This is a genomic window from Variovorax atrisoli 110B (genome assembly GCF_000382045.1).
GTDB classification, from domain to species: domain Bacteria; phylum Pseudomonadota; class Gammaproteobacteria; order Burkholderiales; family Burkholderiaceae_C; genus Variovorax; species Variovorax atrisoli.
On the sequence record NZ_KB907456.1, the window covers coordinates 171591 to 187700 of the forward strand.

General features: G+C 64.7%; 18 protein-coding genes. 4 read left to right on the forward strand and 14 right to left on the reverse strand.

Features of this window, described 5'->3' with window-relative positions; all coding sequences use genetic code 11:
• Positions 1 to 4: 4 nt before the first annotated feature.
• Both G369_RS0120460 and rlmD read left to right on the forward strand, forming a co-directional pair.
• A complete protein-coding gene (locus tag G369_RS0120460; protein ID WP_026346521.1) occupies positions 5 to 1063 on the forward strand; it encodes a sigma-70 family RNA polymerase sigma factor in 1059 nt (352 codons plus the stop codon).
• Positions 1064 to 1094: 31 nt separating this feature from the next.
• The gene (gene rlmD, locus G369_RS0120465; protein WP_019655896.1) at positions 1095 to 2531 is read left to right on the forward strand and encodes a 23S rRNA (uracil(1939)-C(5))-methyltransferase RlmD; all 1437 of its coding nucleotides are present in this window, start codon (positions 1095 to 1097) and stop codon (positions 2529 to 2531) included.
• Positions 2532 to 2582: 51 nt separating this feature from the next.
• Here the strand turns inward: rlmD and G369_RS0120470 are convergent, their stop codons facing one another.
• Positions 2583 to 3281 (reverse strand): Bax inhibitor-1/YccA family protein, encoded by a 699-nt coding sequence (locus G369_RS0120470; protein WP_019655897.1) that lies wholly within the window; start codon positions 3279 to 3281, stop codon positions 2583 to 2585.
• Positions 3282 to 3458: 177 nt separating this feature from the next.
• Here G369_RS0120470 and G369_RS0120475 point away from each other — a divergent pair, with 177 nt between their 5' ends.
• Positions 3459 to 3866 carry a GlcG/HbpS family heme-binding protein gene (locus G369_RS0120475; protein WP_019655898.1) on the forward strand — a complete coding sequence of 136 codons (408 nt, stop codon included), beginning with the start codon at positions 3459 to 3461 and terminating at the stop codon, positions 3864 to 3866.
• A 184-nt stretch (positions 3867 to 4050) separates the two neighbouring features.
• Here G369_RS0120475 and hemP read toward each other — a convergent pair whose 3' ends face one another.
• The 13 genes from hemP to bfr form a co-directional block, all read right to left on the reverse strand.
• A complete protein-coding gene (hemP, locus tag G369_RS0120480) occupies positions 4051 to 4263 on the reverse strand; it encodes a hemin uptake protein HemP (RefSeq protein WP_019655899.1) in 213 nt (70 codons plus the stop codon).
• Positions 4264 to 4362: 99 nt separating this feature from the next.
• Positions 4363 to 4776: an ExbD/TolR family protein gene (locus tag G369_RS0120485; RefSeq protein WP_019655900.1), complete on the reverse strand. Its 414-nt coding sequence runs from the start codon at positions 4774 to 4776 to the stop codon at positions 4363 to 4365.
• A 5-nt stretch (positions 4777 to 4781) separates the two neighbouring features.
• Positions 4782 to 5495, reverse strand: a complete 714-nt coding sequence (locus G369_RS0120490; protein WP_019655901.1) for a MotA/TolQ/ExbB proton channel family protein — start codon at positions 5493 to 5495, stop codon at positions 4782 to 4784.
• An 18-nt stretch (positions 5496 to 5513) separates the two neighbouring features.
• On the reverse strand, positions 5514 to 6206 hold the full coding sequence (locus G369_RS0120495) for an energy transducer TonB (protein WP_244164361.1): 693 nt from the start codon (positions 6204 to 6206) through the stop codon (positions 5514 to 5516).
• A gap of 116 nt (positions 6207 to 6322) precedes the next feature.
• Positions 6323 to 6595 carry a (2Fe-2S)-binding protein gene (locus tag G369_RS37695; protein ID WP_019655903.1) on the reverse strand — a complete coding sequence of 91 codons (273 nt, stop codon included), beginning with the start codon at positions 6593 to 6595 and terminating at the stop codon, positions 6323 to 6325.
• A gap of 113 nt (positions 6596 to 6708) precedes the next feature.
• Entirely contained in the window at positions 6709 to 7389 is a 681-nt protein-coding gene (locus G369_RS0120500; protein ID WP_019655904.1) for a Fe2+-dependent dioxygenase, read from the reverse strand.
• 95 nt (positions 7390 to 7484) lie between these two features.
• The gene (locus G369_RS0120505) at positions 7485 to 9896 is read right to left on the reverse strand and encodes a catecholate siderophore receptor Fiu (protein ID WP_019655905.1); all 2412 of its coding nucleotides are present in this window, start codon (positions 9894 to 9896) and stop codon (positions 7485 to 7487) included.
• Positions 9897 to 10132: 236 nt separating this feature from the next.
• Complete coding sequence (locus tag G369_RS0120510) at positions 10133 to 11497, reverse strand: sulfite reductase subunit alpha (RefSeq protein WP_019655906.1); 1365 nt, start codon at positions 11495 to 11497, stop codon at positions 10133 to 10135.
• The gene (locus tag G369_RS0120515) at positions 11494 to 12396 is read right to left on the reverse strand and encodes an FAD:protein FMN transferase (RefSeq protein ID WP_080647879.1); all 903 of its coding nucleotides are present in this window, start codon (positions 12394 to 12396) and stop codon (positions 11494 to 11496) included. The genes G369_RS0120510 and G369_RS0120515 overlap by 4 nt, the downstream gene beginning before the upstream one ends.
• A gap of 138 nt (positions 12397 to 12534) precedes the next feature.
• Positions 12535 to 13344, reverse strand: coding sequence for a DUF4198 domain-containing protein (locus G369_RS0120520; RefSeq protein ID WP_019655908.1), 810 nt, complete (start codon positions 13342 to 13344; stop codon positions 12535 to 12537).
• A gap of 46 nt (positions 13345 to 13390) precedes the next feature.
• Positions 13391 to 13891 (reverse strand): DUF2271 domain-containing protein, encoded by a 501-nt coding sequence (locus G369_RS0120525; protein WP_206169177.1) that lies wholly within the window; start codon positions 13889 to 13891, stop codon positions 13391 to 13393.
• 86 nt (positions 13892 to 13977) lie between these two features.
• Entirely contained in the window at positions 13978 to 14625 is a 648-nt protein-coding gene (locus G369_RS0120530) for a PepSY-associated TM helix domain-containing protein (protein WP_019655910.1), read from the reverse strand.
• A 122-nt stretch (positions 14626 to 14747) separates the two neighbouring features.
• On the reverse strand, positions 14748 to 15224 hold the full coding sequence (gene bfr, locus G369_RS0120535) for a bacterioferritin (RefSeq protein ID WP_019655911.1): 477 nt from the start codon (positions 15222 to 15224) through the stop codon (positions 14748 to 14750).
• A gap of 257 nt (positions 15225 to 15481) precedes the next feature.
• Here bfr and ahpC point away from each other — a divergent pair, with 257 nt between their 5' ends.
• The gene (ahpC, locus tag G369_RS0120540; RefSeq protein WP_020723187.1) at positions 15482 to 16045 is read left to right on the forward strand and encodes an alkyl hydroperoxide reductase subunit C; all 564 of its coding nucleotides are present in this window, start codon (positions 15482 to 15484) and stop codon (positions 16043 to 16045) included.
• Positions 16046 to 16110: the final 65 nt, after the last annotated feature.

Below are 16110 nucleotides of genomic sequence, written 5' to 3' on the forward strand. Positions count from 1 at the left end.
TGCCATGGCCGCTTCCCGCCCCCGCCGCACGCAGTTGCCTGTGCGCGGGTCGGCGGGTAGCGACGGCCGCTTGTCTCCCGGCAACGGAAATCGGAAGTTCGCCGGAGAGCAGCGCGGGAACACTCCCGAAGAAGACCCAGACCCCGTAGACCCATCGGCGGACATCGTTGCGCCTGCCAACGGCGCTGTCGGCGAACTGGTCGGCGGCGAAGGTGCGGATGCCCTGACCATCTACCTGCGCCAGGTCAGGCGCACCGAGCTCTTCACGCCCGCGCAGGAGTACGAGACCGCATGCGCCGCGCGCGCGGGCGACTTCGCCGCACGGCAGTCGATGATCGAGCACAACCTGCGGCTGGTGGTCAACATCGCCAAGGGCTATCTGGGACGGGGCGTGCCACTGTCCGATCTCATCGAGGAGGGCAATCTGGGCCTGATGCACGCCATCACCAAGTTCGAGCCCGAGCGCGGTTTCCGCTTTTCAACGTATGCGACCTGGTGGATCCGCCAGTCGGTGGAGCGCGCGGTCATGACGCAGGCGCGAGCGATCCGGTTGCCGGTGCACGTGGTGCGCGAGCTGCAGCAGGTGCTGAAGGCTCGCCGCACGCTCGAGGGCGATGCTGAATTCCTGGCGCACCGGCCGGACGGCGTGCGGGTGGAGGACATCGCCGCGCTGCTCGGACGCGATGTGCAATCCGTGGCAGAACTCCTTGCCCTGTCGGAAGCCCCGCGCTCGCTGGATGCGGGCGACTCCCGGGGGGATGAAGGCTTCACATTGGCCGATACCGTCGCGTCCGAGGACGAGCAGGGCAGTCCGACCGACGTGGCGCACACGCGGGAGGTCGAGCGCCTGCTCGACCAGTGGGTGCACGCCCTCGACGCACGCGAGCGCGAGGTGCTGGAGGGGCGCTACGGCCTGCACGACCGCGAGCCCGAGACGCTGGAGGTGCTGAGCGTGCGCCTGGGGCTCACGCGAGAGCGTGTGCGGCAGATCCAGAACGAGGCGCTGGCCAAGATGCGGCGGCAGTTGGCTCGCTCGGGCGTGGGACGCGACGCGCTGTTCTAGGGCCTTCCGGCCACGCTGAGACAATCGGGGGATGACGGAATCCATCGAAGAAAAGAAATTGCCCGCGAATCCAGGCGAAGAATGGCTGAAGGTCGAGTCGCTCGACCTCGACGCGCAGGGCGTGGCGCACAAGGCCGACGGCATGGTCGTGTTCATCGAAGGCGCGCTGCCTTTCGAGGAAGTGCGATTCAACGTGCATCGTCGCAAGAACAACTGGGAGCAGGGCACGGTCACGGCCATCCGCCGCGAATCGTCGCAGCGCGTGCGTCCGGGCTGCCCGCACTTCGGTTTGCACACGGGCGCCTGCGGCGGCTGCAAGATGCAGCACCTGGACCCGGCTGCCCAGGTGGCCGTGAAGCAGCGTGCGCTGGAGGACAACCTCTGGCACCTCGGCAAGGTCAAGCCCGAAAACCTGCTGCGGCCGCTGGAAGGGCCGGCCTGGCACTACCGCTATCGCGCGCGCCTCTCGGTGCGTCATGTGGCCAAGAAGGGCACGGTGCTGATCGGCTTCCACGAGCGCAAGAGCCGTTACCTGGCCGACATGCAGGTCTGTCCGGTACTGCCGAAGCAGGTCAGCGAGATGTTGATGCCGCTGCGCGAGCTGATCGGCTCCATGGACGCGCGCGACACCTGCCCGCAGATCGAACTAGCCTGCGGCGACGCGCCCGACTCCACGCGCCTGGGCACCATCGCGCTGGTGCTGCGCCACCTCGAGCCGCTCTCGCGCGCCGATATCGACCGTTTGAAGGCCTTTGCCGAAAAGAACGAAGGCGTCCAGTGGTGGCTTCAGCCCAAGGGTCCCGATACGGTGAAACTGCTCGAAGAGGGCGGAACGCCGCTGGCGTACCGCCTGCCGGAGTTCGGCGTCACCATGCCGTTCAAGCCCACCGATTTCACGCAGGTCAATCCACACATCAACCGGGCGCTGGTTGGCAAGGCGCTGCGCCTGCTCGACGTGCAGCCTGACGAGCGCGTGATCGACTGGTTCTGCGGCCTCGGCAACTTCACCTTGCCGCTGGCCAGCAGGGCGCGCGAGGTGCTGGGCATCGAAGGCAGCGATACGCTTGTTGCGCGCGCGACCGACAACTTCAGCAGGAACCAGCCTGCCACGCCGGCTCGCCGAGCACTTTCGCCTGCGACCTTCGTGGCGCGAAACCTGTTCGAAATGACGCCGGCGATGCTGGTGGCCGATGGCAGCGCCGACAGGTGGCTGGTCGACCCGCCGCGCGAAGGTGCCTTTGCGCTGGCGAAGGCCATCGCCGATCTTCATCAGCAGCCCGAACTGCGCACGGATGGCTGGACGCCGCCCAGGCGCATCGTCTACGTGAGCTGCAACCCGTCGACGCTCGCACGCGACGCGGGTCTGCTGGTGCATCAGGCGGGCTATCGCTGCACCCATGCAGGTGTGGTCAACATGTTCCCGCACACGGCACACGTGGAGTCGATGGCGGTTTTCGATCTGCAATGAAAAAGGGCCCCGAGGGGCCCTTTTTGCTGGAGCGCGTGTCTTGCGCGTCGCTCAGTCGCGCTCGCCGCCGAAGATGCCCAGCAGGGCCAGCAGGCTTTGGAAGACGTTGAACAGGTCGAGGTACAGGGCCAGCGTGGCGCTGATGTAGTTGGTCTCGCCGCCGTCCATGATCTGCTTCAGGTCATAGAGCATGTAGGCCGAGAAGATGCCGATGGCGGCCACCGAGATGACCAGCATGCCGGTGGTCGAGCCGACGAACACGTTGATGATGCCGCCGACCATCAGCACCATCGCGCCGACGAACAGGAACTTGCCCATGCCCGACAGGTCGCGCTTGATGACGGTAGCCAGCGAGGCCATCACGAAGAACACGCCGGCAGTGCCGCCGAAGGCCGTCATGATGAGCTCGGAGCCGTTCTTGAAGCCCAGCACCATCGCGATCAGGCGCGAGAGCATCAGGCCCATGAAGAAGGTGAAGCCCAGCAGGACCGGCACACCGGCGGCGGAATTCTTGGTTTTCTCGATGGCGAACATGAAGCCGAAGGCGCCGCCAAGGAAGACGATGAGGCCCAGGCCGCCGGTCAGCGAACGGGTGATGCCGGTGCTCACGCCGACCCAGGCGCCCAGCACCGTGGGCAGCAGGCTCAGGGCAAGTAGCCAGTAGGTGTTGCGCAGCACGCGCTGGCGTTCGGCCTGGGCCAGCGGCTGGCCGTAGGCGGAGGTGTCTAGGGTGGTAACGCGGTCGTTCATGGCCGGAGCTCCTGTGGTTGCTGCAAGGATGCAGTTGGGCGCATTCTAGGGGGCTGCAAGAGGGGGTATCGAAAAGACCGTATGCGGGGTGTTCCCAAGCCAGAGGCCGCCTTCGCGGAGCGGCTGCGGCGTGGCCGTTATGCTCTTGGGTTTTCACGCAAGCAGAGCTCATCCATCATGAAGACCAAATCCTTTCTCGAACTCGCTGACGTCAAGGCCATTGCTGCGGCAGCCGAGGCCGAGGCCCTCAAGAACAACTGGGCGGTGACCATCGCGATCTCGGACGACGCCGGCAACCTGCTGTGGCTGCAGCGTCTGGACGGCGCTGCGGCGCTGTCCTCGCACATCGCTCCCGCCAAGGCGCATACGGCTGCCATGGGCCGCCGCGAGAGCAAGGTCTACGAAGACATCATCAACGGCGGCCGAACGGCGTTCCTGACGGCGCCTGAGGTGCAGGGCCTGCTCGAAGGCGGCGTGCCGATCGTCAAGGACGGCCATGTGATCGGCGCGGTCGGCGTGAGCGGTGTGAAGTCGAACGAAGACGCGCAGATCGCCAAGGCTGGCATTGCGGCGCTGGGCCTCTGAGTTTCAGGTCTCCGCAAAAAGCAAAACGCCGACTTCGAGGTCGGCGTTTTTGTTTGGGCTGCTTCAGCGTGGAAAAAAAGCTTGGCTAGTCGGAAAACCGTTGGCTAGCAAAAAACGACCCTTCGGAGATGAATCTCCTTGAGTCGCCCCACGATGAAACTTGCGCGAAGGGCGGCTGGACGACTTACTTGGTCAGGATCAGCTTGCCGAGTTTGGTGGCTTGCAGCCGGTAGAGGGAGCCGTTGTGCATGATGCCCACGGTCTTGCTTCCTTTCAGGAGCTCCGTGCTTTCGAGCATCGGCACCGGACGCGTTGCCTGGATGGACGCATGGCCGCCACCCGACTGGTCGAGCGAAGGATGGTTCAGAACAGAAAAGGCATTCGGTGTGGCTGGCATCTGTAGTTCCCTTATCGAAGCGATGAGTGAATGATAATGATTCGCAAGTAGAAGTCAATCGTCGCGATCAACTTTTTTTGCTTGCGGTCTTTCTTCGCTTCACTTCGTGTCAGGCTCCGTGACGAAGCCGATCTTGCGCACGCCAGCTTCACGGGCTTCCGACATCGCCTTGGCCACGCGCTCGTAGCGCACCGCCTTGTCGCCGCGGATGTGCATCTCGGGCTGGGGCTCCTTGGCGGCCTCCGCCGCGAGGCGGGCGGGCAACTCGCTGTCGTCGATCTTCTGTTCGTTCCAGTAGTACGTGCCGTCGGCCGTCACGCTGAACATGATGTTCTGCGGCTTGGGCTGCTCCGGCTCACTGGTGGCACGAGGCAGGTCGATGTTGACCGCGTGCTTCATCACCGGCACGGTGATGATGAAGATGATGAGCAGCACCAGCATGACGTCGACCAGCGGCGTCATGTTGATCTCGTTCATCACCTCATCGGGTTCGTCTTGTGTACCGAAGGCCATGATGCTCAGCCCTTCTTGAGCGGAACGACGATGGCGTCGCTGCCGCTTTGCACGCGTGCGCCGGTCACGAAGTAGGCGTGCAAGTCATGGGCAAAGGCGTTGAGCTTGGTCAGCACGAACTTGTTGCCGCGAACCAGCGCGTTGTAGCCCAGCACTGCGGGAATGGCCACCGCGAGGCCGAGCGCCGTCATGATCAGCGCCTCGCCGATGGGGCCGGCCACCTTGTCGATGGTCGCCTGGCCGGCCGAGCCGATGCTCATGAGCGCGTGGTAGATGCCCCAGACCGTGCCGAACAGGCCGATGAACGGGGCGGTCGAGCCGACCGAAGCCAGGATCGCCAGGCCGGTCTGCAGGCGGGCGGTGAAGGCGTCGATGCCGTTACGCAGGGCGCGGGTGATCCAGTCGCTCACATCCAACGCATCGTGCAGGTGGGCCTTGGTGTTGCGGTGATGGGCTGCTGCCTCGCGGCCTTCGAGGGCCAGTGCGCGGAAGGGGTTGCTGTCGTCCTTGCCCAGCTTGTTCAGGGCGGTGGCGAAGTCTTCGCTGTGCCAGAAGTCCTGCGAGTGCTTGGCCAGGCGCTTGTAGCGGATGACGTCGAGCGCCTTGACGATGATGACGATCCACGACGCGAGCGACATGCCGATCAGCAGCACTGCCACGGCCTTGGTGACGAAATCGCCCTGATTCCAGACGTTCATCAAGCCGAATTGAGAATCCATGCGTACTACTCCAAAAAATTACTGGGAAAGATTGAACCGGATGGGCGCCTTCAGCATGTAGACCGTGGCCTCGTTGGCCCCAGGCTGCTTGAATGGCGTCACTTGCGAGGACATCAGCGCTTCGCGCGCGGCCTGGTCGAGTCGTTCGTAGCCACTGGACTTGAAGATTTCGGCCCGTTTGGGGATGCCCGCGCTGTTGAAATACACGGCAACGACCACGACACCGGATTCGCCCAGGCGCCTGCTCATCGCAGGGAAGACGACGCGCGGCTCGCGCACGTACTGCGTCTGGCCTTCGCTGATCTCGACCAGCTTCGGCGCCGGCGGGGCGGGGGGCGGAGCCGGCGGCGGTTCCGGAGCGGGTGGCGGAATGGGTGCCGGAGGAGGCGGTGGCTCGACGCTGCCCGTCGGCGCGTTGGGCGCCGGGGTCGGCTTCGGTTCCCGGATCGCCTGCGGCCGCGGGGGAGGCGGCGACTTGACCACCTTCTTTTCAGGCGGAGGGGGAGGAGGCGGCGGGGGAGGAGCCGGCTTGGGGGGCTCCACGAGCTGGCTGATGATCTCCACCGGGATCACCACTTCGGCCGCACGCCGAAGCAGCCCGCTCTGAAGCGCCCAGAGCGCAGCGGCGTGAAACAGGACGACCCCTCCAGCAATGACGACATTGCGCGAAAGGCCGAAGACGGAAGTAGGGGGGGCGAAGCGGTCAGACACGATCAACCATTCGAATGCGGGCACCGCCAAAGGTGCCCCGATTGCAGCAAAACCGCTACGAAGACGCCACAGGCGTTACTTGCGAAAGATCCACCAGGCCGAACCAGCGACCAGGATCAGGCTGCCGCCGATTGCCGAGACGAGTTCCATGCTTTGCTTTCCTTGATGGAGTTGGCAAGCTGGATCGCCCTCGGACCCGATTCGCAGCTCAATGCGGCAACCGGGTGCGAAGCGCTGCACTGCGCGACGATATCGCGCGCACAACCTTCACATTGGCCACACTGGGTGGCGACGCCGAGTTCGAACTGGACTTCGTCGAAAGTCATGCCCGCGCGCACATGACGTGCGATTTCGCGGTCGGAGACTCGGCGGCAGACACAAACGATCATGGCGGTGAAAGCGGCAGTTGGCTGGCTGTTGGATGGAGCGATTATAAATAAGAATCCATCGCATTCACAATAACTATGTGTTACTGATTCATGCAACGGCCTGGGACGTGGAATCAGACTTCCGACCAGAGCCGCAGAAGGTTGTGGTAATGCCCCGTCAGCGCCACGGTTTCCTCGCATTCGCCCAGGCGGGCGCGCAGCTTCTGGATGTTCTGGTCGAGCTCGAAAAGCATCCCGCGCTGCTGATCGCTGCGGACCATGCTCTGCAGCCAGAAGAAGGAGCAGATCCGCGCGCCCTGCGTCACAGGATGGACCCGGTGAAGGCTGCTCGCCGGATAAAGAATGAGGTCGCCGGCAGGCAGCTTCACTTCATGTGAGCCATAGGTGTCGATCACTTCCAGCTCGCCGCCTTCGTAGCCTTCCGGATCGCAAAGAAAAAGGGTGCACGACAAGTCGGTGCGCAACTGCTGGCTGCTGCCAGGCACCGCGCGCACGGCGCCGTCGACATGGACGCCGTAGTGCTCGCCTCCCTCATAGCGATTGAAAAGCGGCGGCACGAAGCGCGACGGAAGAGCGGCCGAGAAGAAGAGCGCGTTGCGCGCCAGCGCCGCCAGCACGATGGCACCCAGTTCCTTGCCGACAGGCGAATGCTCCGGCAGCTGGCGGTTGCGCTTGACCTGCGCTCCCTGGGCGCCCACCGTCTCGCGTCCGTCGGTCCATTGCGTTGCATCGAGCGCAGCGCGCATCTCGCGCACCTGCTCGGGGCTCAGCACTTCGGGCACATGAAGCATCATTTTTCGGGAACTCCGCAATGAGAAAGCCCCGGCGCGGGCCGGGGCTCGAGTTTCGCACTGCATCGGGCGAGGCCGGTGCAAATGCAAGGAAGCCGTCAGAACGCGAAATTCGCGGTGATCTTGGCCGATCGCGGAATGCCCGGCGTGTAGCGGTAGCCGCTCTTGTTGATGGCAGCCACGTAGTCCTTGTTGAACAGGTTGTACACGTTGAGCTGGATGTCGATGTTCTTGTTGATGCGGTAGGACGCCATCGCATCGAACACCCAGTATGAATCGACGTAAGCCGGCGTACCCACCGCACCGTCGCTGCCGCGCTGCAGCTTGCCGTTGTAGCGCGCGCCGCCGCCGAGCGTCAGGCCGAACGGGAACTGGTAGGTGGTCCAGAGCGTGAAGGCCTTCTTCGGCGTGTAGGCGAGGGCGGTCGAGCCGTCCGCCAGCACCGAGGGGCCGCTCAGCACGCGGGTGTTCATGGTGGTGAAGCCCGAACTCACGCCCCAGTTGTCGGTCAGTGCGCCCGACACGCCGAGTTCCACGCCCTGCACGCGCTTCTTGCCGGTCTGGAAGTACTGCTGCGTGACCGAGTCCTGCACCACCTCGTTGCTCACGTCCGTGCGATAGAGCGCGGCCGTCAGGGCGACTCGCTTGTTCATCACGTCCCACTTCGTGCCGAGTTCGTAGGTCTTGGCCTTCTGCGGGAGGAAGTCGGTGCGTCCGGTGCTGTTGCCGGTGCCGCCGGCAGCCAGCTGGAAGTTGGCGCCGCCGGGCGGCTGCGCAGCGGTGCCGTAGGCCGCGTAGACACTGCTGTTCTCGGTCGGCTTGTAGACCAGACCGATCTTGCCGGAGAGCAGGTTGTCAGACAGCTTCAGGTTGGTCGGCGTGATCGTCGAGGTCTGAGGACCGTTGCCGCTGCGCGCCAGCGTCAGGGCGGTGGCGTTGTACGTGGTCGAGTAGTGGTCGTAGCGCAGGCCGGCGGTCAGTTGCCATTGCTCGTTGAACTTCAGCGTGTCGAAGGCGTACAAGCCGATGGTGTCAGTGCTGCCGTCGGAGCCGGTGCCGTTGGCGATGCGGTTGTAGCCGCTCACGTACGGGTTCGGGTTGTACAGGTTGGCGGCAGGCCACGAGCCGGCCGCGGCCAGCGTGGTGCCTACGCTCGGGTAGCCCGCGGCGTAGTAGTTGTTGGCGGTCTGCTTCTCGCGGATGAATTCGAGGCCGCCGTTGAACGTGTGGCTGATGCTGCCCGTGTTGAACTTGGCCGACACGCTCGTCTGATTGGTGAAGATCGTGTTTTCCTGGTCCTTGTTGGTGGGCAGGTTGCGAGTGATCGTCCAGCTCGCAGGGATTGTCGGAATCACCGTGTTCAGGAAGCCCGAGTTCACGGCGGGCAGGGTGCCGTTGTAGATCGGCGTTTTGCCGACCTGCGTTGCCGTCAGGCCGCCGCCCATGAACGACGTCAGCATGTAGTCCTGCGAGGTCTTGCCGTAGCGCGTGGTGTTGCGGATGGTGATGTCGGGCGTGAGGTCGTGCTCGATGCGCGCGGTGAACATGTCGGCCGTCACGTTGTCGAAGTCCGAGCTGGTGCCGTAGAAGTTGCTCGAATCCACGCGCGGCGCGTAGTTCAGGTAGGTGCGGCGGGCCAAGCCGCGGTTGATCGCGGTGGCGTCGGGCGTGCTGTAGCCCGGCAGGCCGATGGTGGGCACGCCGCCGTCCGGAACGTTGTTCTGCTTGACGTGCAGGTAGTCGAGGAAGATGCGCGTCGGGCTGTTCAGGCCAAGGGCGAGAGAAGGTGCGATCGCCCAGCGCTTGTTCTTGACGAAGTCGCGGCCGGCCACGCCGCCGTCCTCGCTCACCGCGTTCAGGCGGAAGGCGGCGCCGATGCCATTGGCGCCGCTCAGCGACTTGTTCCAGTCGACGCTGCCGCGCTTGAAGTCGGCGCTGCCGAAGCTCAGCGAACCCAGGAAGCTGTCTTCGAGCTTGGGTTTCTTGGTGACGAGGTTGATGTAGCCGGTCGGCGAGGTGCGGCCCACGTCGGTGCCCGAGGGGCCTTTCACGACTTCGACCTGGTCGATGTTGAAGATGTCGCGCGAGACAGAGCCGAGGTCGCGGATTCCGTCGACGAAGATGGCGCTGGAACTGTCGAAGCCGCGCATGAACACGGCGTCGCCCGTGTTGGTGTTGCCGTTCTCGCCGAGGAAGAAGGTGCCCACGCCGGGGGTGTTGCGCAGCGCCTCGGTCAGCGTGGTCGCCCCCTGGTCACGAATGATCTGTTCCTTGATGACCTGTATGGTCTGAGGCGTGTTCACCAGCGGAGCGGTGAACTTGGGATTGGCCGAGTTGTCGGCCTTGTAGTCGTTGACGGCGGAGTCCTGCACGCGGACTTCGGGCAGGGCGGCGCCGGATTGGGCAAGGGCACCGGGGGCCGCCATGGCCATCAGGGTTGCGGCGGCGGCGCCTGAAAGATGTGGAACTGCACGCGAAACGGGGTGTTTGCGGCTCTTGATGTAGGCCATGAAGTTTTCTCCGAAAAGGGCGGGCGTCAGGACTCGACTGGCGATGTCCGGACGACCTGGATTCCTTGGAGAAACGCGAGGGGGGACTGGCTGGGTGAGTCGATCTGCGGGTTGTGCGCGGATCGCTGCAAATGATATTGGTTCTCAATACTAAAACTGACACCCAAGCGAAACTAAGTCGAAAGTTGTGTCAGTTTCGTTGCGGTCCAGCAACGCGATCGACGCAGCAGCTTTATCTAGTAGACGTCTCGCCGATAGCGGCCGCTGGCCGCCAGCTCGGTGATCTGCGCCTCGCCCGCGATCTGGCGCAACGCCGCGTCCACGCCCGAAGCCATTCCTTGAAGGCTGCCGCAGACGTAGATGGCAGCGCCGTCGTGCAGCCACTGCAGCAGCGTGTCAGCCGATTGCAGCAGCCGGTGCTGCACGTAGAAGCGATCGGCCTGGTCGCGTGAGAACACCATGTCCAGACGCTTGAGTACTCCACCGACCTGCCATGCCTCGATCTCCTTGCGATAGAGGAAGTCGTGCGCGGCCTGGCGCTCGCCGAACACCAGCCAGTTGTCGTGCCTGCCCATGGCTGCACGCGTGCGAAGGTGCGCGCGCAGCCCGGCGATGCCTGTGCCGTTGCCGATGAGAACCAGCGGCCGTGATTCATTGCCGTCGAGGCGGAAGCCCCGGTGCTCCCGCACGCGCAGCGCCACCGTGTCGCCCACGCCCAGGGTGGACGTGAGCAGTCCCGAGGCTGCGCCCAGTGTGCCGTCCGGATGCCGCTCCTGCCGCACGAGCAACTGCAGCTCGCCGTCGGCATGCACCGAGGCGATGGAGTAGTCGCGCGGGCGTTTCGGATCGCTGGCGACGATCACCTGCGCAAGATCGCCCGACGCCCAATACGGCAGCGCTCCGCCGGCCTGAGGCACCAGCCCGAGATGGAAGACGGGCCAGCCTGCGCTGCCCGGGTTGAGATGCTCGCGCGAGACGAGCCGCCATGGAGTGAAGACCGCGCCTTCGGCATCGCCTGTGGATCCGGGCGCGTCGCCCCAATGCGCGTGCCATGCGGCCAGCGCTGCCGGGTCGTTGTTGTCGACCTCGATGCGATCGAATTCGCGCCTGGCGCCCGCGGCCTGCAGCCATTCGTCGAGCGCACGACCGAAGCCGCAGAAGTTGGCGTACTGGCGGTCGCCCAGTGCCAAGACGGCGTAGCTCAGTGAAGGCAGGCTCGGCGACGAGTCCATCATCCGCTCGACGAACACGCTGGCGCCGTCCGGGGCATCGCCTTCGCCATAGGTGCTCGCGATGAAGAGCGCGCGGGAGGCGATTGCCAGAGCCGCCCCATCGAGCGCGTTCAGTTCCATCACGCGCGCCGGCGTATTCGCCGCACTCAGCTGCCGAGCGGTCTGCCATGCGATGGACTCGGCCTGGCCCGTCTGGCTGGCGAACAGCACGAGAACCGGGGCTTCGTCGCTGCCCGCCGATAGCTCTGCCGAGTCGCGCGCGGCCTCGGCCTTGCGTCTGCGCTCGCGCAGGTAGATCGATGCACAGAGCGCTGCATACGCCGCGACGGTGGAACCCGCGCCCAGTGCGCGCCAGGCGAAGTCGTTCATGTTCCAGCCGCTGCGGGCCAGGCGCGTGTGGTCTTCGCCTCTGGCGCGGGATCGCCATGGCTCACGAACAGCGCGGCGATGTCGTGCTGCTGCGCGAAGTCGAATCCTTCTTCCGGCCCGAGCACCGTCAGCACCGTGGCCAGCGCGTCGGCCTGCATGCACTCCGCGTGAAGCACGGTGACGCTGGCCAGCGGGTGCGCTACCGGCTCTCCCGTTCGCGGATCGATGGTGTGCGACCAGTGGCGTCCCTCATGCGAGCGTCGATGCCATCGGTCGCCCGAGGTCGCGATGGCCATGTCCGCGAGCGCCACACGGCGCGCACCGGAAGGATCGCCGTCGACGAGCACTTGCCAGGGTTGTCCTCCAGGGCGTTTCCCGATGCCTCGCAGTTCTCCGCCGACTTCGAGAAGCGCATCGGCGATGCCCAATGCACGCAGGGCGTCGATGCCGTGGTCCACCGCGAATCCCTTCGCGATGCCCGAGAGATCGAGCGTTGCGCCTCCAGGCTGCAGGAGCGAGCCTTCCGCCTCATCGAACGCAAGCCGGGACCAGCCGACGCGCCCGCGCGCCTCGGCCAGCGCGGCCTCGCCGGGCAGACCGGCCTGCTCCGCTTCCGGCCCGAAGCCCCAGCACGCGACCAGCGGACCCACGCTCGGGTCGATCGCGCCGCCGCTTGCCGCTGCCCACCGGAAAGCGCATCGCATCACCGTGGCGAATTCCGCCGGCAGCACATGGCGCGACCCGGCCTGAGCCTGGTTGAACCGGCTGATGTCCGAGTCCGGCTCCCAGTGGCTCATCTGCGCGATCACGCGATCGAGCGCCGATTCGAGGGCCGCTCGGACTTGCGCGAGCGGCAGCATCCGCGGGTTGTCGAAACGCAGCGACCAGGTGGTGCCCATGGTCTGGCCGCCCAACTGCTGCAGCGTCGCCGGATCGGCGGGGCGGGGTACTGCCGCGTTGGCATAGCCGCCAGCGCGCCAGGTGCTGAACGAAAGGCCCAAGAGAAAGTCCGCTCTACCAGCGTGGATGTGGCCGCCTCAGGGCATCACTTCGAGCGTCGCCGCGTAGCTCAGGCGGCGTTCCTTGGCCTGCGGCACCGTGGTCTTGTTGTCCTTGGTGCTGGCATCGAGCCAGTACATGCCGGCGCTCGGCCAGGTCACGCTGAACTGGCCCTTGTCGTCGGTCTTGAGCTTGATCTCCTCGAGCTTGTCGCGGTACTGCGTGTTGCCGGCCGTCACCGTCACTTCGAGCCCCTTGGCGGGTTGGCCGTCGAGGTTCAGCGTGAAGGTGGCCTTCTCGCCCTTGACCAGGTCGGTCGGGCTGCCGGCGGCGATCAGCTCCAGGCCCTGACCGACCGGCTTGAGCGCGGAAGGCTTGCCGACTGTCACGAAGGTCTCGATGCGACCCGACGACTGGGTGATGGTCACGTCCTGCGCATCGGCAGGAATCTCCTTGCCGATGGTCTCGGCCGTGCCGCGTGCGCGCTTTGTCTGGCCCGTGGCCTTGTCCTTCCAGCTCGCGAAGGCGCCGGCGTTGATGACGGCGATGCGATAGGTGCCCGCCTGCGCCACGTTCACGTCGAACACGTTGCGCAGCTTGAGCTTGGCCTCGGTCTCCGGCTTGACGGCGCTGCCGTCGGGAGCGGTGATCTGCAGGCCGTCCAGCCGCAGCGGCGCGTGGTTGGCGACGAACAGGTCGTTGGACACGGCGGCATCGACCGTCACAGTGTCCGCCTTCGAGAACACGGTGGACGAGGGCAGAAGCCAAGCGTTGTGTGCCTGCGCGAGCGTTGCGGCCGCCGACAGGGCGATGGAGAGGGAGGCGAGGCGAAGATTGAAGCGGGTCATGACGGTTCCTGTGTGATGTGGCGGGCGGGTCTTCAAGGCAGGGAGATCAGGGTTTGAGCTCGAGCCGGATCTCGCCAAGTTCTTCCTTGCCCGTCGCGGTCGGCTGCGCCGCTGCGGTCGGCGGCCACTGGAAGGGAATGCTCACGACTTCGCGGCCGCCGACTTCGCGTGCGGCCTCCACCACCAGCTTGTAGGCGCCAGGGGCGAGCTTGGGCATCGGGGCCGTGCCTTCCGTGAAGCTCAGCTGGTGCTTGCCGGCGGGCCTGGTCGCGCCCGTGACGCCGTCGACCGGCACCGAGAGCTCGCGGCCGCCGCGGCGCCACCACTGGCGCATGTCCTTCAGCCACTTGGTGCCTTCGCCCTCGGGGTTGTTGGTCTTGGTGCGCACGTCGTACCAGACCGCCAGCGTGCCGGCGTTGGTGTTGTCGGCACGCTCGATCCAGGTCGCCACGTAGGGGCGGTGGTACTCGGAGACGTTCAGCCGCGGAATCTCGATGTTGACGGCCAGCCCCGACGCGAAGGCCGGAGCCGCGAACAGCGCCGACATGGCCAGCGGCGCGAGTGAGTAGCGAACGTGCACTTGGAACCTCTTTCCTGGATCCGTACGGATCGATTGATTGGTTGATGACGAAATCAGTGGATGAACAGCAGCGCGAGCAGCACCGGCACGACCAGCCCCATGCCGACCATCGGCCAGGTGAAAGGCCGGTTGCCCGCATGCATCTTGAGAATGAAGAGCCCGGTGATCGAGAAGACCAGGGCGGCGCCCGCGAAGATGTCGATGAACCAGCTCCATGCGGCGCCGGTGTTGCGGCCCTTGTGGAGATCGTTGAAGTAGGAGAGCCAGCCGCGGTCGGTGCGCTCGTATTCGATTTCGCCGTCGGCCAGGCTCAGGCGCAGCCAGGCGTCGCCACCGGGGCGGGGCAGCGAGAGATAGATTTCGTCGTCGGACCACTCGGCTTCCCGGCCGGCGGTGGAGATGTCCCAGTGCTTCTGCACCCAAGCCTGGAGTTCGGCAGGCAGGGGGGCCTTGCCCTTGAGGGCCTTCGCTGCGGGCAGCTGCTTTTCGAGGCGGGCGCGCAGCGCCTCGTCGATGGAGCCGTTCAGCCTGGTGACGACCGGCCTGGCCTCGATCTGGCTGGCGTGGTTGAGGGTGAATCCCGTCACGCTGAACAGGATCATCCCGATGAGACAGATGGCCGAACTGACCCAATGCCATTCGTGCAGGGTCTTGAGCCAATAGGCGCGTCGGCGGTTGTCGGGGCGGGCGGCGGCAGTCATCAGAAGGCGCGGATTCTATCCGTGCGAATGAGAATGACTGTTATTCGTGGTCGGTTAAGTTACGTAAAGCAATAAAAAAACGGGACCGAAGTCCCGTTTGTCGATAAGGAGCAGGCCCTGCCTTATTCGAGTTCGCCCATCTGCGACTGCAGGTAGTTCTGCAGGCCGACCTTGTCGATCAGGTCGATCTGCGTCTCGAGGAAGTCGATGTGCTCTTCCGTATCGTCCAGGATCTCCTGCAGCAGGTCGCGAGAGACGTAGTCGCGCACCGATTCGCAATGCGCGATGCCGTCCTTGATGGTGGACTGCGCACCGGTTTCGGCGCCGAGGTCGCAGCGCAGCAGCTCGGGCACGTCTTCGCCGATGTTCAGCTTGCCGAGGTCCTGCAGGTTCGGCAGGCCGTCGAGCATGAAGATGCGGTCCATGAGCTTGTCGGCGTGCTTCATCTCGCCGATCGATTCCTCGTATTCCTTCTTCGCGAGCTTGTCCAGGCCCCAGTGCTTGAGCATGCGGTAGTGCAGGAAGTACTGGTTGATTGCGGTCAGCTCGTTCTTGAGCTGGGCCTGCAGATGTTCGATGACTTTCGGGTCGCCCTTCATGGTTTTTTCCTTGTTCTGAAAGCGGTGATTGTCAGAGGTGCAAACGCGCGCTTGCAAGCAATCCCATGCAATGTCGGTCTGCATGCGTGTGATGGTGATACACGTTCGTATTGATGCTTCTCGCCCATGTGTCGCAGCCATCGAAAACATAGCGACTTCCAATGCTTTCAATAGCTGATTGCTATCAATCTAGATGAATTGGTAGTTATACTCATGTCTCGCACTTTTTGTCCAACCGCAGCATCCAAGGAATCAACATGTCCCTGATCAACACCCAAGTCCAGCCCTTCAAGACCCAGGCCTACCTCAACGGCAAGTTCATCGATGTGTCCGACGAGACGCTCAAGGGCAAGTGGTCCGTGCTGATCTTCATGCCGGCGGCATTCACCTTCAACTGCCCGACCGAAGTCGAAGACGCTGCTGAACACTACCCCGAGTTCCAGAAGCTGGGTGCCGAGGTCTACATCGTGACCACCGACACGCACTTCTCGCACAAGGTCTGGCACGACACCTCGCCGGCCGTCGGCAAGGCCAAGTTCCCGCTGGTCGGCGACCCGACCCACACGCTGACCAACGCTTTCGGCGTGCACATCCCCGAAGAAGGCCTGGCACTGCGCGGCACCTTCGTGATCAACCCCGAAGGCATCATCAAGACCGCCGAAGTGCACTCCAACGAGATCGCCCGCGACGTGAAGGAAACGCTGCGCAAGCTGAAGGCAGCCGTCTACACCGCCGCTCACCCGAACGAAGTGTGCCCGGCCAAGTGGAATGAAGGCGACAAGACGATCGCTCCGTCGCTGGACCTCGTCGGCAAGATCTAAGCGCCCTGCGAAGGCCCGGCGCCCGCGAGGCCCCGGGCTTTTTCGGCCCCCGTTGATAGTTTTAC

What these genes read in the sequence shown, in the direction of transcription:
- G369_RS0120460 (WP_026346521.1), top strand. Translation starts at nt 5, where the DNA reads ATGGCCGCTTCCCGCCCCCGCCGCACGCAGTTGCCTGTGCGCGGGTCG.
- rlmD (WP_019655896.1), top strand. Translation starts at nt 1,095, where the DNA reads ATGACGGAATCCATCGAAGAAAAGAAATTGCCCGCGAATCCAGGCGAA.
- G369_RS0120470 (WP_019655897.1), bottom strand. Translation starts at nt 3,281, where the DNA reads ATGAACGACCGCGTTACCACCCTAGACACCTCCGCCTACGGCCAGCCG.
- G369_RS0120475 (WP_019655898.1), top strand. Translation starts at nt 3,459, where the DNA reads ATGAAGACCAAATCCTTTCTCGAACTCGCTGACGTCAAGGCCATTGCT.
- hemP (WP_019655899.1), bottom strand. Translation starts at nt 4,263, where the DNA reads ATGCCAGCCACACCGAATGCCTTTTCTGTTCTGAACCATCCTTCGCTC.
- G369_RS0120485 (WP_019655900.1), bottom strand. Translation starts at nt 4,776, where the DNA reads ATGGCCTTCGGTACACAAGACGAACCCGATGAGGTGATGAACGAGATC.
- G369_RS0120490 (WP_019655901.1), bottom strand. Translation starts at nt 5,495, where the DNA reads ATGGATTCTCAATTCGGCTTGATGAACGTCTGGAATCAGGGCGATTTC.
- G369_RS37695 (WP_019655903.1), bottom strand. Translation starts at nt 6,595, where the DNA reads ATGATCGTTTGTGTCTGCCGCCGAGTCTCCGACCGCGAAATCGCACGT.
- G369_RS0120500 (WP_019655904.1), bottom strand. Translation starts at nt 7,389, where the DNA reads ATGATGCTTCATGTGCCCGAAGTGCTGAGCCCCGAGCAGGTGCGCGAG.
- G369_RS0120505 (WP_019655905.1), bottom strand. Translation starts at nt 9,896, where the DNA reads ATGGCCTACATCAAGAGCCGCAAACACCCCGTTTCGCGTGCAGTTCCA.
- G369_RS0120510 (WP_019655906.1), bottom strand. Translation starts at nt 11,497, where the DNA reads ATGAACGACTTCGCCTGGCGCGCACTGGGCGCGGGTTCCACCGTCGCG.
- G369_RS0120515 (WP_080647879.1), bottom strand. Translation starts at nt 12,396, where the DNA reads ATGGGCACCACCTGGTCGCTGCGTTTCGACAACCCGCGGATGCTGCCG.
- G369_RS0120520 (WP_019655908.1), bottom strand. Translation starts at nt 13,344, where the DNA reads ATGACCCGCTTCAATCTTCGCCTCGCCTCCCTCTCCATCGCCCTGTCG.
- G369_RS0120525 (WP_206169177.1), bottom strand. Translation starts at nt 13,891, where the DNA reads ATGTCGGCGCTGTTCGCGGCTCCGGCCTTCGCGTCGGGGCTGGCCGTC.
- G369_RS0120530 (WP_019655910.1), bottom strand. Translation starts at nt 14,625, where the DNA reads ATGACTGCCGCCGCCCGCCCCGACAACCGCCGACGCGCCTATTGGCTC.
- bfr (WP_019655911.1), bottom strand. Translation starts at nt 15,224, where the DNA reads ATGAAGGGCGACCCGAAAGTCATCGAACATCTGCAGGCCCAGCTCAAG.
- ahpC (WP_020723187.1), top strand. Translation starts at nt 15,482, where the DNA reads ATGTCCCTGATCAACACCCAAGTCCAGCCCTTCAAGACCCAGGCCTAC.